This window comes from Shinella sp. M31, assembly GCF_049199205.1.
Lineage (GTDB): Bacteria > Pseudomonadota > Alphaproteobacteria > Rhizobiales > Rhizobiaceae > Shinella.
The window spans coordinates 22,410-38,681 of record NZ_JBLZPH010000131.1; the positions used below are offsets into that span (position 1 = coordinate 22,410).

Consider the following 16,272-nt stretch of genomic DNA (forward strand, 5'->3'; position numbering starts at 1 on the left):
TAAGAAATATGTCCCTTCACAATACGCCGCACGCCGCCCGCGACGCAGACGCCAAGCAGATCGACTATAACGATTCGATCCGCGCCACTTATCTGACGCTGGAGGAGCTGGCCGATTGCGGAGCGGCTCTGGCGCGCGACAAGACAGCGCCGCTGCCCGGTTTCCGGCCTTTTGAATTCCGCGCCAGGCACAAGGAAAACGAGAAGGAAATCTTCCGCGTCTATCAGGCGACAGCCAAGGACGTGGAATCGGGCGCGCAGATCACACCCGCCGCCGAATGGCTGCTCGACAATTATTACGTCATCGAAGAGGCCATCCAGGAGGTCCGCCGCGACTTCCCGCGCCGTTTCTATCGCCAGCTTCCGACCGTCGAGATCGACGGGCAGCCGGTGCCGCGCACGCTGGTGCTGGCCTGGCTCTACGTCGCCCATACCCAGAGCAACATCTCGCAGGAAAGCCTGACAGCCTTCGTACAGGGTTTCCAGAAGATCGATGCTCTGAAGATCGGCGAACTCTGGGCGCTGCCGTCGTTCATCCGCTTCGTGCTGCTCGAAAACCTGCGCCGCATTTCCAGCCGCGTCGAGCGCTCGCGCAAGATGCGCATCAAGGCGAACGAGGTGGCCGACGAACTGGTCCGTCTCAACGATCCGGAAAAGGCCATCGCGCATCTGCGCACCATGGAAAGCTTCGCCGAGGACAACACCTTCGTCACCCAGCTGCTCTACCGGCTGCGCGACGGCCTGCAGGCCTCGGGCGCCGTCATCCAATGGCTGGAACGCAGGATCGAAAGCCGCGGCAGCGACCTTGAAGAGTTGATCGTCTCGGAAAACAACCGCCTGTCCTCCGGCAACGCTACGATGAGCTCGCTCATCAAGAGCCTGCGTACCGTCGACGACACGGAATGGCCGGTCTGGTTCGAGAGCGTCAGCCGCCTCGACGAGGCGCTGCGCCAGGGCTCGGACTATTCCGATCTCGACTTCGGCTCGCGCAACAAATACCGCAATACGATCGAGCGCTATGCCCGTCGCTCGGGCAAAACGGAGCTGGAGGTTACCGAGACGGCACTTGCCATGACGGCGGAGGATGCCGCCGCCCATGTCGAGGATCTCGATTACGAGGCCAATGTCGCCGCCTTCCTCGTCGGCAAAAAGCGAAAGCTGCTCGAAAAACGCATCGGCTATCGCCCCTCGCTCGTCCAGCGCATCGTGCGCTTCGGCCGCAAGCTTGACTGGTTCGCCATTGCCGGGCCGAACATTCTCCTGACGCTTCTGGCGATGATCGCGGTCTTCTATTTCCTCGACCAGCTCGATATCCCGAACGGCGCCTGGCTGATCATGCTGGTGCTCTTCGCGCTGCCGGCCTCGGAAGGCGCGTCGGGCCTGTTCAACACGCTGGTCACCTTCTTCGTGACGCCCTCGCGCCTCGTCGGCTACGAGTTCAAGGACGGCATTCCCGACGATGCACGTACCCTCGTCGTCGTGCCCTGTCTGATCGCCAAGCGCGACCATGTCGACGAGCTGGTGCGCAATCTCGAAGTGCACTATCTCGCCAATCCGCGCGGCGAGATCTATTTCGCGCTTGTCAGCGACTGGACCGACAGCCAGGTGGAGGAAACGCCCGCCGACCTCGAAGTTCTCGAATACGCCAAGCGCGAGATGGCGGCGCTCTCGGCGCGTTATGCCTATGACGGCCGCATGCGCTTCTATCTCCTGCACCGCCGCCGCCTCTACAATCCCTCCGAAGGCGCGTGGATGGGCTGGGAGCGCAAGCGCGGCAAGCTGCACGAGCTGAACCTGCTGCTGCGCGGCGATGGCGACACGACCTTCCTGCCGGGCGCCAATGTGGTGCCGCCCGATGTCAAATACGTCATGACGCTCGATTCCGACACGCGCCTGATGCGCGATGCGGTGACGAAGCTCGTCGGCAAGCTGCACCACCCGATCAACCGCCCGGTCATCGATGCCGAAAAGGGCAAGGTCACCGCCGGCTACAGCATTCTCCAGCCGCGCGTCACGCCGTCGCTGACGACGGGCAAGGAAGCCTCGACCTTCCAGCGCATCTTCTCCGCCGACCGGGGCGTCGATCCTTACGTCTTCACCGTTTCCGACGTCTATCAGGACTTCGCCGGCGAAGGCACCTTCACCGGCAAGGGCCTCTACCATGTCGATGCCTTCGAAGCGGCCGTGAAGGGCAAGATCGGCGAGAACGAAGTGCTCAGCCACGACCTGCTCGAAGGCTCGCTGTCGCATTGCGCGCTGGTGACGGATGTCGAGCTCATCGAGGACTTCCCGACCCGCTACGGCACGGAAACCTCGCGCCAGCATCGCTGGGCGCGGGGCGACTGGCAGCTCCTGCCCTACCTCTTCAACCCGGCAAACGGCATTTCCATGCTCGGCCGCTGGAAGATGTACGACAATCTGCGCCGCAGCCTCATTCCCATCGGCTGGCTCGTCGCCTCCGTCATGGGCTGGTATTATATGGAGCCGCGCCAGGCGCTGATCTGGCAGTTGGTGCTGATCTTCCTGCTCTTCGTCGCGCCGACGCTCTCGCTGATCTCGGGCATCATGCCGCGCCGGGGTGATATCGTCGCGCGCGCGCATGTGCATCGGGTCATCTCGGATATCCGTGCCTCCAATGCGCAGGTCGCGCTGCGCATCGCCTTCATCGCCCATGCGGCGGCGCTGATGGCCGATGCCATCGTGCGCTCGGTCTACCGCACCTTCGTCAGCCGCAAGCTGATGCTGGAATGGCGCACGGCCGCCCAGGCCGACAGCGCCGCACGCGGCGGCATCCTCGACCACTACAAGGCGATGTGGCAGGCGCCGGCGCTCGCCGTGCTCTCCGTCGCGCTCGCCATGATCTCGGATACGGGCCTGCCGTTCATCGGCGTGCCCTTCGCCCTCGTCTGGGCGCTCTCGCCGGCCATTGCCTGGTATGTCAGCCAGACGGCGGAGACCGAGGACCAGCTCGTCGTGTCCGATTATGTTGCGACCGAGCTTCGCAAATATGCCCGCCGCACCTGGCGCTATTTCGAGGATTTCGTCACCGCCGAACAGCACTACCTGCCGCCGGACAATTTCCAGGAAACGCCGCAGCCGGTGCTTGCGGAGCGCACCTCGCCGACCAATGTCGGCGTCTACCTGCTCTCGGTCATCTCGGCGCGCGATTTCGGCTGGATCTCGTTCGAGGAGACGGTCCGCCGCCTCGAGCAGACCATCGCCACCATCGACGGCATGCCGAAATATCGCGGCCATCTCTATAACTGGTACCGCACCAACACGCTGGAAACGCTCGGCCCCCGCTACGTCTCGGCGGTGGACAGCGGCAACCTCGCCGGTCACCTCATCGCGATTTCCTCGATGTGCCGCGAATGGGCGGAAGCCCCCTCGGCGCATTTGCAGGGTAGCCTCGACGGGATCGGCGACGTCGCCTCGATCCTTTCGGAAACGCTGAAGAAACTGCCGGACGACCGCAAGACCGTGCGCCCGCTGCGCCGCCTCATCGAGGAGCGCATCGTCGGCTTCCACAACGCGCTCGCCGCCGTCAAGCGCGAGCATGAATTTGCCTCGATCCGCGTCATCAACCTCTCGGTGCTGGCGCGCGACGTCAACAAGCTGATCGTCAATCTCGACCACGAGATCAAGTCGGTCGACAGCGGCGAGCTTGCCAAATGGGCGGGCGCGCTGGTCGCGACCTGCGAGGCGCATATCGCCGACAGCGTCTTCGACCTCGGCTCCATCGAGGGCCTGCGCGACCGGCTCGTCGTGCTGCGCGACCGCGCCCGCGACATCGCCTTCTCGATGGATTTTGGCTTCCTGTTCCGCCCGGAGCGACGCCTTCTCTCCATCGGCTACCGCGTCGAGACGAACGAACTCGACGAGGCCTGCTACGACCTTCTGGCGTCCGAAGCCCGCCTCACCAGCCTCTTCGCCATCGCCAAGGGCGACCTGCCCACCGAGCACTGGTACAAGCTCGGCCGCCCGGTCGTGCCGGTCGGCTCGCGCGGCGCGCTGGTCTCCTGGTCCGGTTCGATGTTCGAATATCTCATGCCGCCGCTCGTCATGCAGGAGCGCCAAGGCGGTATTCTCAACCAGACCAACAATCTGGTGGTGAAGGAGCAGATGAACCACGGCCGCCGTCTCGGCACGCCTTGGGGCATTTCGGAAGCGGCCTTCAATGCCCGCGACCATGAGCTGACCTACCAGTACACCAATTTCGGTGTGCCGACGCTCGGCCTGAAGCGCGGCCTCGGCCAGAACGCCGTCATCGCGCCCTATGCCTCGCTGCTCGCCGCGCAATACGCGCCGGAAGAGGCGCTCGCAAACCTCGAGCGCCTGCGCAAGCTCGGCGCTCTCGGCGTCTATGGCTTCCACGATGCCGTCGACTTCACGCCGACCCGCGTGCCGGAGGGCAAGACCTGCGCGGTCGTGAAGAACTACATGGCGCACCATCACGGCATGTCGATTGCCGCCGTCGCCAACGTCGTCTTCAACGGCGCACTGCGCGAGCGCTTCCATGCCGACCCGGTCATCGAGGCCGCCGAACTGCTCTTGCAGGAAAAGGCGCCGCGCGACATTCCGGTCATCAATGCCAAGCGCGAGCCGGAAACCGTCGGCAGCACGCAGGCCGACCTGCTTCGCCCGGAAATCCGCGTCATCGAAAACCCCTTCGCCAAGGAGCGCGAGACCGTCTTCCTGTCGAACGGCCACTATTCGGTGATGCTGACGGCGAACGGTTCCGGCTATTCGCGCTGGAACGGCCAGTCCGTCACGCGCTGGAAGCCCGACCCGACGGAAGACCGCTGGGGCTCCTTCCTCTTCCTGCGCGATACCGTCTCCGGCGAATGGTGGTCCGCCACGGCGGAACCCAAGCGTATCGAGGGCGAGAAGACCAAGACGCAGTTCGGCGACGACAAGGCGGAATTCGTCAAGACGATCGGCTCGCTGAGCAGCGAGGTCGAGGTCATCGTTGCCACCGAGCATGATGCCGAGGGCCGCCGCCTGACGCTGCTCAACACCGGTACGGAAGACCGCTTCATCGAAGTGACCTCCTATATGGAGCCGGTCATCTCCACCGACGACGCCGACAGCGCCCATCCGCTGTTCTCGAAGATGTTCGTCCGCACCGAGATCGGCAAGCGCGGCGACGTCATTCGCGCCGAGCGCAACAAGCGCAATCCGAACGAGCCGGACATGGCGATCGCCCATCTGATCGTCGACAATGCCGGCCCGTCGCGGCGCACGGAGGTCGAGACGGACCGCCGTCGCTTCATCGGCCGTGGCCGCACGCTCGCGACTGCTGCCGCCTTCGATCCGGGCGCGCAGCTTTCCGGGACTGATGGCTTCACGCTCGATCCGGTACTCGCCTTGCGCCGCGTGGTGCGCGTGCCTGCCGGCAAGAAGGTCAAGGTCATTTTCTGGACGATTGCCGCCCCCAGTCGCGCCGAGGTGGATGCCGCCATCGACCTCTACCGTCATCCGGAGAGCTTCAACCAGGAAATGATCCATGCCTGGACACGCTCGCAGGTGCATATGCGCCATATCGGCGTGACTTCGCAGGAGGCGGCGAGCTTCCAGACGCTTGGCCGCTACCTCACCTATCCCGACATGCACCTGCGTGCGGATGCCGGCACGATCCAGACCGGGCTGACAGCCCAGTCGGCGCTGTGGCCGCTGGCGATTTCGGGCGATTTCCCGATCTTCGTTCTGCGCATCAACGACGATATCGATCTCGACGTCGCCCGTGAGGCGCTGCGCGCGCAGGAGTATCTGCGCCACCGCGGCGTGACGGCCGATCTGGTCATCCTCAACGAGCGCGCCTCCTCTTACGCCCAGGACATGCAGCATACGCTCGACCAGATGTGCGAGAACCTGCGCCTGCGCGGCCAATCCGACGGCATGCGCCAGCATATCTTCGCGGTGCGCCGTGATCTGATGGAAGTTGCTACCTGGCAGGCGCTGCTGGCCACCGCCCGTGCGGTCTTCCATGCCCGCAACGGCACGCTTTCCGATCAGATCACCCGCATGGCGACGCTCTTCTCCACGCCGCGCAGCGAGGAGGAGACGAAGACCGAAATCGTCACGCCAAAGCTGGCGGCCCCTGCGGCCGCCGAGCCGGTCGCGATCGATGGCGAAGGCCTGACCTTCTGGAACGGGTTCGGTGGCTTCAACGCCGATCGCCGTGAATATGCCGTGCGCCTGCGCGGCGGGGCGGCGACGCCCCAGCCGTGGATCAACGTCATCGCCAACAAGGAATTCGGCTTCCACGTTTCGGCGGAGGGCGCGGGCTTTACCTGGAGCCGCAATTCGCGCGATTTCCAGCTGACGCCCTGGACCAACGACCCGGTCGTCAACCGTCCGGGCGAGGCCTTCTATGTGCGTGATCGTGACCGCGGAACGGTGATGACACCCTTTGCGGCGCTGTCGCAGCGTCCGTCGGTGAAGTTCGAAACCTGGCACGGCCTCGGCTATACCGCCTTCCGCAGCTGGGAGGACGGTATCGAGCTCGATCTGGTGCAGACGGTCGATCCCGAGGATCCGGTCAAATATTCGCGCCTCGTCGTGAAGAATACCGGCGACACGGAACGCAATCTCTCGGTGTTCGGCTATATCGAATGGGTGCTTGGCAACAATCCCGCCAAGACGGCGCCCTTCGTGCTGACCAGTCATGACGAGGAGAGCGGCGCGCTTTTCGCCACCAATCCCTACAGCTTCGATTTTGCCGGCCGGAGCAGCTTCTTTGCCGTGGATGCGCCGTTGGCGGGCTTCACGGCCAAGCGCCGCGACTTCATCGGCAAGGGCGATATCGCCTCGCCTGCGGCGCTTGCGACCGGCCTTGCGCTTTCGAGCGCGGCCGACGGCATGGGGGATCCCTGCGCGGCACTGTCCGTCGATATCGTGCTGAAGCCCGGCGAGAAGCGCGAACTACTGTTTGTGCTCGGCGACACAGCGGACGCGGACAGCGCCAAGGCGCTGGCCGAGAAGAGCCGCGCGGCCGATTTCGATGCCGTCATGGCAGCGGTGCGGGCCTTCTGGGAAGACTTCACCGGCACGCTGCAGGTGAAGACGCCCGATGCCGCGCTCGACCGCATGGTCAATGACTGGCTGCCCTACCAGGCGCTCGGTTGCCGCATCATGGCACGCTCCGCCTTCTATCAGGCAAGCGGCGCCTATGGCTTCCGCGACCAATTGCAGGACACGCTGGCCTTCGTGCTGCACCGGCCGGAACTTGCCCGCCGGCAGATCCTCAATGCCGCCTCGCGCCAGTTCGTCGAGGGCGACGTGCAGCATTGGTGGCTGCCCGACAGCGGCGCCGGCGTGCGCACCACGATCTCCGACGACGTGGTCTGGCTCGCCCATGCGGTGGACTATTACTGCCGCACCTCCGGCGACCGTGCCGTGCTCGACGAAAAGCTCGCCTTCATCGAGGGCCAGCCGCTTGCCGAGGGACAGCACGATTCCTTCTACAAGCCGGGCCGCGCCTCCGAAGAGGCCTCGCTCTACGAGCATTGCGCCCGTGCGCTCGATCTTGCGATCAGGCGGACCGGTGAAAACGGCCTGCCGCTCATCCTCGGCGGTGATTGGAACGACGGCATGAACCGCGTCGGCGAAGCCGGCCGCGGCACCAGCGTCTGGCTCGGCTGGTTCCTGGCCGGCACCTTGCGCGGCTTCAGCGCTATTGCCCGCGAGCGTGGGGATAGTGGTCGCGCGGAAGCTTGGGAAGGCCATCTCGGCCGCCTCAAGCAGGCGCTGGAAACGGCGGGCTGGGATGGCAGCTATTATCGCCGTGGTTATTTCGACGACGGCACGCCGCTCGGTTCTGCCGAAAGCGCCGAATGCCGGATTGATTCCATCGCACAAAGTTGGAGCGTTCTCTCCGGCGAGGGCGATGCGGAGCGCTCGCGTCAGGCGATGGACGCCGTGCTGGAAAATCTCGTCGATCGGGAAAACGGCATCATCCGCCTGTTCACCCCGCCGCTTACCGAGACGCCGCAGGATCCCGGCTACATCAAGGCCTATCCGCCGGGTGTGCGCGAAAACGGCGGGCAATATACCCATGCCGCGACCTGGGTCGTGCTGGCTCTGGCGCGCCAGGGCCGGGCGGACGATGCCTTTGCCTGCTTCGATATCCTCAACCCGGTCAAGCATGCGCTCGATCCGGATGCGGCCGAACGCTATCGTGTCGAGCCCTACGTGGTCGCCGCCGACGTCTATGGTGAAGGCGAGCGCACCGGGCAGGGCGGTTGGAGCTGGTATACCGGCTCGGCGGGTCTCCTCTACCGCGCGGCCGTCGAGGGCATCCTCGGCATCCGCAAGGAAGGCGGTCGCCTCTTCGTCAATCCGGCCCTGCCTTCCTCCTGGAACGGCTATGGCGCGACGCTCACCATTGATGGCAAGAAGGTCACTATCCGCGTTGATCGGGGTGACGATGGTGGATGGGTCGCAAATGTGAACGGCACCGTCATCAAATCTTCAAACGAGGGTTATTTGCTCTGATCCCAGATGTGGATCAGACTGACATGACAGACAAAGCTGGACTGACGGGCGCCGTGCCGCGGCAACGCGACACGCGCCTCGATGTTTTCAGGGCCATTGCCCTCCTGACGATTTTCGTCAACCACGTTCCGGGCCAGTATCTGGAACACCTAACGCACAAGAATTTCGGTTTTTCCGACTCGGCCGAGGCCTTCGTGCTGATTTCCGGCATGTCGGTGGGGCTTGCCTACGGCGCGCGTTTTGCCGTCGGCGAGCGGCTGGCGGTCACGCTGCGCATCCTGCGCCGGGCGCTGACGCTCTACGTCGCCCATATCATGACGAGCATCCTGACTTTCGCGATCTTCGCGGGCGGCGCCCTGTGGTTCGAGCGGCCGGACCTGATCTCGGAAATCAACCTGCGCGCCGTCGTCGACCGCACGGAGCAGGGCGTCGTCAGCATGGTGCTGCTCGGCCACCAGTTCGGCTACAACAACATCCTCTCGATGTATGCCGTGCTGTTCCTGATGCTGCCGGGCTTTCTCTGGCTCTACCGGCAAAGCGCCCTGCTTTTGCTTGCCGTCTCCGGCACGCTCTGGCTTTGCGCCGGCATCTGGCAGATCGCGCCGTCCAACTTCCTCGACGACGGAAAATGGTTCCTCAACCCGCTGTCCTGGCAGTTCCTCTTCGTCACCGGCTTCGTGGGCGTGCTCAGGGCGAAGCGGGCAGGCATTCCGCGCAATGCCCTGCTGACGGCGCTGTCTGGCGCCTATCTCTTCGTCTCGATGCTGTGGGTCGTGTTCTCCTGGTGGAACATCGATTTCTCTTACGGCCTGCCGGCCGTGCTGACCGGCTTCGACAAGACCTTCCTCTCCACGACCCGCCTCCTGCATGTGCTGGCCGGCGCCTATCTGGTGGCGACGATCCCGGTCCTGTCGAACTGGGCGGCGCTGCCGCTCTCTCATCCGCTGGTGGCCGTCGGCCGGCATTCGCTCGCCGTCTTTATCTTCGGAACGATCCTCGCGATGGTCGGGCAGGTGATGATGTTCGTCACGGGCAAGAACCCGGTCATCGGCACGCTCTATGCGCTGGCCGGCATCGCGCTGCATTTCGTCTATGCGCGCTATCTCGACTGGCAGGCCGCCGTGATCGCCAGCACCAACGCAAAACGGCAGGGCGTGCGAGGCCCTGCCGGTTAGAAGGGGCGTTAAGCCCGAAGCCGCTGGCCTTGAAGGCTCAGGCCGCCGTATGGCTCTTGCGCACGTCGTCGTCCGTCAGGATGCCGCTGGCGCGCAGCAGGGCGGCGAAGCGGCCGTTGCTGTGGCTGAGATCGTTGAACGTGCCCATTTCGGCGATTTTGCCGTGATCCATGAAGACCACCAGATCGGCCTCGCGGACCGTCGAGAGGCGGTGCGCGATGATGAAGGTCGTGCGGTTGCGGCGCAGCTGGTCGATCGCCGCCTTCACACGGGCTTCCGTCTCCACGTCGAGCGCGCTGGTCGCCTCGTCGAGCACCAGGATCGGTGCGTTCTTGAGGATGGCGCGGGCGATCGCGATACGCTGGCGTTCGCCGCCCGACAGGCGGTTGCCGCGCTCGCCGACATGGGTGTCGTAGCCGCTCTGGCGCGAGACGATGAAGTCGTTCGCCGCCGCCGCCTCAGCCGCAGCCATGATCTCCTCTTCCGTCGCGCCCTCGCGGCCGAGACGGATATTCTCGGAGATCGAGCGGTTGAGCAGGCCCGCATCCTGGAAGACGGTGGCGATCGAGCGGCGCAGCGACTTGCGCGTCACCGTCGAGATATCGACGCCGTCGATGAGGATCTGGCCGGACTGTGGCTCGTAGACGCGCTGCAAGAGGTTGACCAGCGTCGTCTTGCCGGCGCCCGTCGGGCCGACGATGGCGACCGTCTGGCCGGCCTCGGCGGTGAACGAGACATCGCGCACGCCCTGGGTGGCATTGGCGAAGTCGAAGCTGATATTGCGGAACTCGACGCGGCCCTTGACGTCGCCGAGATCGCCGGCGCCTGCCGGCTCCTCGCGTTCCTTGACAGCGTCTTCCAGCGTGAAGAAGTCCTCGAGCTTCGAGCGGGCCTCGAAGATCTGCGTGACGAAAGCCTTCATCTGGTCGAGGCGACCGATGAGCAGGCCGGCGAAGCCGATGAAGGCGATGACGTCACCCACCTTGATCTCGCCGCGCTGCACCAGAACGGTGCCGATGACGAGGATGGTCATCATCGAAATGGTCGAGGCGATGCGGTTCAGCGCGCTGGCGAGCGCCCACCAGTCGAGGACAGGATACTGGGCATTGATCAACCGCTCGGCAAAGCGCTTCAACTCGCGCGTCTCCGCTTCGATGCGGTTATAGCTGTGCACGACCGAAACGTTGCTGATCGAGTCCGACACATGCGAGAAAACGGTGTGATAGTGGTTCTCGACCGAGGCCTGGCCCTCGCGGGTACGGTTCATCACCACCTTGCCGATCAGCACATACAGCGCGCCGAGAACGACGAGCACCAGCGAGAGACGGTAGTCCATCATGAAGGCGGTCGGCACGAGCAGGACGAGCGCCACGGCGGTGGCCAGATGCGTGCGCATGAATTCGAGCCAGAGGCCGAACAGCGTCTCGCAGGCGCGCAGCAGCGTGTGAAGCGCATTGGAAGTGCCGCGCTGGCTGTGCCAGGCGAGCGGCATGGAAATGATGCGGCCGAAGGCTTCCGTCAGGAGGCTGGCGCGGCGGCCATGGGCCAGCCGGTCGGCCTCGCGGGCGACGAGCACGAAGGCGATGGTGTTGAACAGGCCGAAGCCCGCCCACATCAGCAACATCGGCGTGACATTGCCCTTGGTGGAGATGGCATCGACGATACGGCCGAACAGGATCGGTTCGGCAATGGCGATCACGGCGAGCACGACGTTGGCGGCAACGACCGAGCCAACCCTGAGCTTATAGACGCTCAGATAGCTGAGCGCCCGTGCATAGACCTGAAACAAAGACACGAATGCGGCCTTTCCGGGCAAAACCTGTTGTGCAGTGCGATACACGCACCCTCGATCCCTTCGCTATGGGCATTAAGCAGCGCAAGGGGCGAAAGTTCTTCACGGCCGCGCAAATTTCATGACTCCTATGAAATGTTGCGTGATGACTTGAGAATTGCGCGCCGTGACGTCCTTATCCGATTGATTTTCATCATTCGATCCTGCCAAGTGTATGCGGGGTAACATGAATGGGACATGACTGGCCTGAACAGGGCCGGTTATTTCTCCGAATTGGAATGGGGCGCTTCCCGCGCAGGGCATATGAAGATCAACTTGCTGGTGCAGTTCCTTGCACTGATCGACGAGTTGCGCGGTCGTGAGGAGACAACGGCCGAATTCGAGCGTCTGCTGACGCGGTACGGTTTCGATTATTACTGGCTGAACCAGGCGCCGAAGCCGGTCGAGACCCTGTCGAGCCTCATCCTTGCCGGACGCTGGCCGCAGGATTGGCCGGAAACCTATCTTCGAAAGCGCTACATGCAGGTGGATCCGACCGTGCGCTATCTCGGCCATGCGCAGACCGGCTTCCGCTGGCGCGATACGCTGAGCGCCTTTCGCACCAGTCCGCACCGCAAGCGCATGGAGCGCATGATGGTGGATGCACGGCAGAACGGGCTGGAAGATGGTTATATCTTCCCCGTACACGGCCGACGCGGCCTTGTCGGCAGTCTCAGCCTGTGCGGCAAGCCAGTCGAGCTTGAAAGCATCGAGCTTGGCCTTTTCGACAGCATTGCCCGGCGGCTCTACTGGAAGCTGATCCATATCGCCGATCCCGACATGGCGGCGCGTCTCTCGGCCATCGTCGACGTCGAATTGACGCGCCGCGAAATGGAGGCGCTGAGCCTTCTGGCCGAAGGCATGACGTCGCCTGACATCGGTAAGGTTCTCGGCATTTCCAGCCATACGGTCGACTGGTACATGAACGGCATCCAGGAGAAGCTCGGTGCGCGCAATCGTCACCATGCCGTCGCCATCGCCTTCCGGCTCGGCCTCGTCTCGTAAGACGGGCCTTTCACCCCTGAATATCAACTGCTTGTTTTAAAACAATCTGCGGCGGAAAACCGCTCTGGGCGGGCGGCTGGATTATTTCCTGCGGCGCAAATCTTTTGTTCCATGACGACTACAAAATTGCACTTTGGAAATTAGCCGCTAATAATTCTCTTCGCGGGTGCAGCATTTCCCGTTTTCCAAGTCTTGAGGAGTTCGACTTGCCCATTTCCAAGATCCTTGTCGCCAACCGATCCGAAATCGCCATCCGCGTGTTCCGCGCGGCCAATGAACTCGGTCTGAAAACAGTTGCGATATGGGCGGAAGAGGACAAACTGGCGCTGCACCGCTTCAAGGCGGACGAGAGCTACCAGATCGGCCGCGGCCCGCATCTGACGCGCAATCTCGGCCCCATCGAGAGCTACCTGTCGATCGAGGAAGTCATCCGTGTCGCCAAGCTTTCGGGCGCGGACGCGATCCATCCCGGTTACGGCCTTCTTTCGGAAAGCCCGGAATTCGTCGATGCCTGCGATGCCGCCGGTATCACTTTCATCGGTCCGCGCCCGGCCACCATGCGCCAGCTCGGCAACAAGGTCGCCGCGCGCAATCTGGCGATCTCCGTCGGCGTGCCGGTCGTGCCAGCCACCGATCCGCTGCCCGATGACGAGGCCGAAATCCATCGTCTCGCCGCCGAGATCGGCTATCCCGTCATGCTTAAGGCCTCCTGGGGCGGCGGCGGCCGCGGCATGCGCGCCATCCGCGATCCGAAGGACCTCATTCGCGAGGTGACAGAAGCCAAGCGCGAGGCGAAGGCCGCCTTCGGCAAGGACGAGGTCTATCTCGAAAAGCTCGTCGAGCGCGCCCGCCACGTCGAGAGCCAGATCCTCGGCGATACCCACGGCAATGTCGTGCATCTCTTTGAGCGTGACTGCTCCATCCAGCGCCGCAACCAGAAGGTCGTCGAGCGCGCGCCGGCCCCCTATCTCACCGAGGCGCAGCGCCAGGAACTTGCCAACTATTCGCTGAAGATCGGTCAGGCGACGAATTATGTCGGCGCCGGCACGGTCGAGTATCTGATGGATGTTGAGAGCGGCAAGTTCTACTTCATCGAAGTGAACCCGCGCATCCAGGTCGAGCACACCGTCACGGAGGTCGTGACGGGCATCGACATCGTCAAGGCGCAGATCCACATCCTCGACGGCGAGGCGATCGGCACGCCCGAATCCGGCGTTCCGGCACAGGAAAATATCCGCCTCAACGGCCATGCGCTGCAGTGCCGCATCACCACCGAGGACCCGGAGCAGAACTTCATCCCAGACTACGGCCGCATTACCGGCTATCGCTCGGCAGCCGGCTTCGGCATCCGTCTCGACGGCGGCACGGCTTATACCGGTGCCTATATCACCCGCTATTACGATCCGCTGCTCGTCAAGGTCACGGCCTCGGGCAGCACGGCGGCGGAAGCCATCACCCGCATGGACCGCGCGTTGCGGGAATTCCGTATTCGCGGTGTGGCGACCAACCTCACCTTTCTCGAGGCGATCATCGGTCACGAGGCCTTCCGCACCAATACCTACACGACGCGCTTCATCGATACGACGCCGGAACTCTTCCAGCAGGTGAAGCGCCAGGACCGTGCGACGAAGCTCCTGACCTACATCGCCGACGTCACCGTCAACGGCCATCCGGAGGCCAAGGGCCGTCCGAAGCCGCCGTCGGATGTCGCCAAGCCCGTCGTGCCCTATATCAACGGCGATATTCCCGATGGCACCAAGCAGAAGCTCGACGAACTTGGCCCGAAGAAATTCGCCGAATGGCTACGCGGACAGAAGCAGGTCCTGCTGACCGACACGACGATGCGCGACGCGCACCAGTCGCTGCTCGCCACCCGCATGCGCACGCATGACATCGCGCGCGTCGCCGGCACCTATGCGCGGGCGCTTCCGCAGCTCTTCTCGCTGGAATGCTGGGGCGGCGCGACCTTCGACGTCTCCATGCGCTTCCTGACGGAAGACCCGTGGGAGCGTCTCGCCCGTATCCGCGAAGACGCGCCGAACCTGCTGCTCCAGATGCTGCTGCGTGGCGCAAACGGCGTCGGCTACAAGAACTATCCCGACAATGTCGTGAAGTATTTCGTGCGCCAGGCGGCCAAAGGCGGCATCGACGTCTTCCGCGTCTTCGACTGCCTGAACTGGGTCGACAATATGCGCGTCTCGATGGACGCGGTGGCGGAAGAGGGCCGCATTTGCGAGGCGACGATCTGCTATACCGGCGATCTCCTGAATTCCGCCCGCCCGAAATACGACCTGAAATACTACACCAGCCTTGCCGGCGAGCTGGAAAACGCCGGCGCGCATATGATCGCGCTGAAGGACATGGCGGGCCTGCTGAAGCCCGCCGCCGCCCGCGTGCTGTTCAAGGCGCTGCGCGAGGCGACCGACCTGCCGATCCACTTCCACACGCATGACACGTCGGGCATCGCGGCCGCGACCGTGCTGGCCGCCGTCGATGCCGGCGTCGATGTCGTGGATGCGGCGATGGACGCGCTGTCGGGCAACACGTCGCAGCCTTGCCTCGGCTCGATCGTCGAAGCGCTACGCGGCTCCGAGCGCGATCCGGGTCTCGATCCGGAATGGATCCGCCGCATTTCCTTCTACTGGGAGGCCGTGCGCTTCCAGTACGCCGCCTTCGAAAGCGACCTCAAGGGGCCGGCCTCGGAGGTCTACCTGCATGAAATGCCGGGCGGTCAGTTCACCAATCTCAAGGAACAGGCCCGCTCGCTCGGTCTGGAGACCAAGTGGCACAAGGTCGCCCAGGCCTATGCCGATGCCAACCAGATGTTCGGCGATATCGTCAAGGTGACGCCGTCCTCCAAGGTGGTCGGCGACATGGCGCTGATGATGGTAAGCCAGGACCTTACCGTCGCCGACGTCGAAAACCCGGCGCGCGACATCGCCTTCCCGGATTCGGTCGTCTCCATGTTGAAGGGTGATCTTGGTCAGCCTCCGGGCGGCTGGCCGGCGGCGCTCCAGAAGAAGGCGCTGAAGGGTGAAGAACCCTACACCGCCGTTCCCGGTTCGCTTTTGCCCCCGGCCGATCTCGAGGCCGAGCGCAAGGCGATCGAGGACAAGCTGGAGCGCCCGGTCGACGACTTCGAATTCGCCTCCTACCTCATGTATCCGAAGGTTTTCACCGATTATGCGCTGGCCGTCGATACCTATGGTCCCGTCAGCGTCCTGCCGACGCCCGCCTATTTCTACGGGCTTGCGCCGGGCGAGGAGCTCCAGCCGGAGCTGGAAAAGGGGGTTTCCCTCGTCATCCTGCATCAGGCGATCAGCGAGCCCGATTCGCAGGGCATGGTGAAGGTGTTCTTCGAACTGAACGGCCAGCCGCGCCTCATCAAGGTGCCGGATCGCAACCGCGCCGCAACCTCGGCCGTGCGCCGCAAGGCCGACAACGGCAATGCCGCCCATCTCGGCGCGCCGATGCCGGGCGTCATCTCGACGGTCTCGGTTTCTGCCGGACAGTCGGTTAAGGCCGGCGACGTGCTGCTCTCCATCGAAGCGATGAAGATGGAAACGGCGCTGCATGCGGAGAAGGACGGCACGATCTCGGAAGTGCTGGTGCGCGCCGGCGACCAGATCGACGCCAAGGACCTGCTGATCGTCTACGGTGCCTGACCGGCTCAAGACTTGAAAGCCTGAATGGAGGGGATGGGGATTAACCCCATCCCCTTTTTCGTCTTGCTTTCCGGCAGAGGCGGACGCACAACGCGGCGGAA

General features: G+C 63.9%; 5 protein-coding genes. 4 read left to right on the forward strand and 1 reads right to left on the reverse strand.

Annotated features, from left to right (window positions below):
• Positions 1 to 8 precede the first annotated feature (8 nt).
• Positions 9 to 8,495: a GH36-type glycosyl hydrolase domain-containing protein gene (locus ACOZKU_RS20760; protein WP_421580484.1), complete on the forward strand. Its 8,487-nt coding sequence runs from the start codon at positions 9 to 11 to the stop codon at positions 8,493 to 8,495.
• Positions 8,496 to 8,518: 23 nt separating this feature from the next.
• Entirely contained in the window at positions 8,519 to 9,670 is a 1,152-nt protein-coding gene (locus ACOZKU_RS20765; protein ID WP_421580485.1) for an OpgC family protein, read from the forward strand.
• Between the two features lie 37 nt (positions 9,671 to 9,707).
• Here ACOZKU_RS20765 and ACOZKU_RS20770 read toward each other — a convergent pair whose 3' ends face one another.
• The gene (locus tag ACOZKU_RS20770) at positions 9,708 to 11,465 is read right to left on the reverse strand and encodes a glucan ABC transporter ATP-binding protein/ permease (RefSeq protein ID WP_314089799.1); all 1,758 of its coding nucleotides are present in this window, start codon (positions 11,463 to 11,465) and stop codon (positions 9,708 to 9,710) included.
• 300 nt (positions 11,466 to 11,765) lie between these two features.
• Here ACOZKU_RS20770 and ACOZKU_RS20775 point away from each other — a divergent pair, with 300 nt between their 5' ends.
• On the forward strand, positions 11,766 to 12,506 hold the full coding sequence (locus ACOZKU_RS20775; protein WP_421580507.1) for a LuxR family transcriptional regulator: 741 nt from the start codon (positions 11,766 to 11,768) through the stop codon (positions 12,504 to 12,506).
• 206 nt (positions 12,507 to 12,712) lie between these two features.
• Positions 12,713 to 16,171, forward strand: coding sequence for a pyruvate carboxylase (pyc, locus tag ACOZKU_RS20780; RefSeq protein WP_421580486.1), 3,459 nt, complete (start codon positions 12,713 to 12,715; stop codon positions 16,169 to 16,171).
• The last annotated feature ends 101 nt before the right edge of the window (positions 16,172 to 16,272 follow it).

Bases quoted from the DNA above. Each gene is read 5' to 3' on its own strand.
- ACOZKU_RS20765 (WP_421580485.1), top strand. From the start codon at position 8,519: ATGACAGACAAAGCTGGACTGACGGGCGCCGTGCCGCGGCAACGCGAC.
- ACOZKU_RS20775 (WP_421580507.1), top strand. From the start codon at position 11,766: ATGAAGATCAACTTGCTGGTGCAGTTCCTTGCACTGATCGACGAGTTG.
- ACOZKU_RS20760 (WP_421580484.1), top strand. From the start codon at position 9: ATGTCCCTTCACAATACGCCGCACGCCGCCCGCGACGCAGACGCCAAG.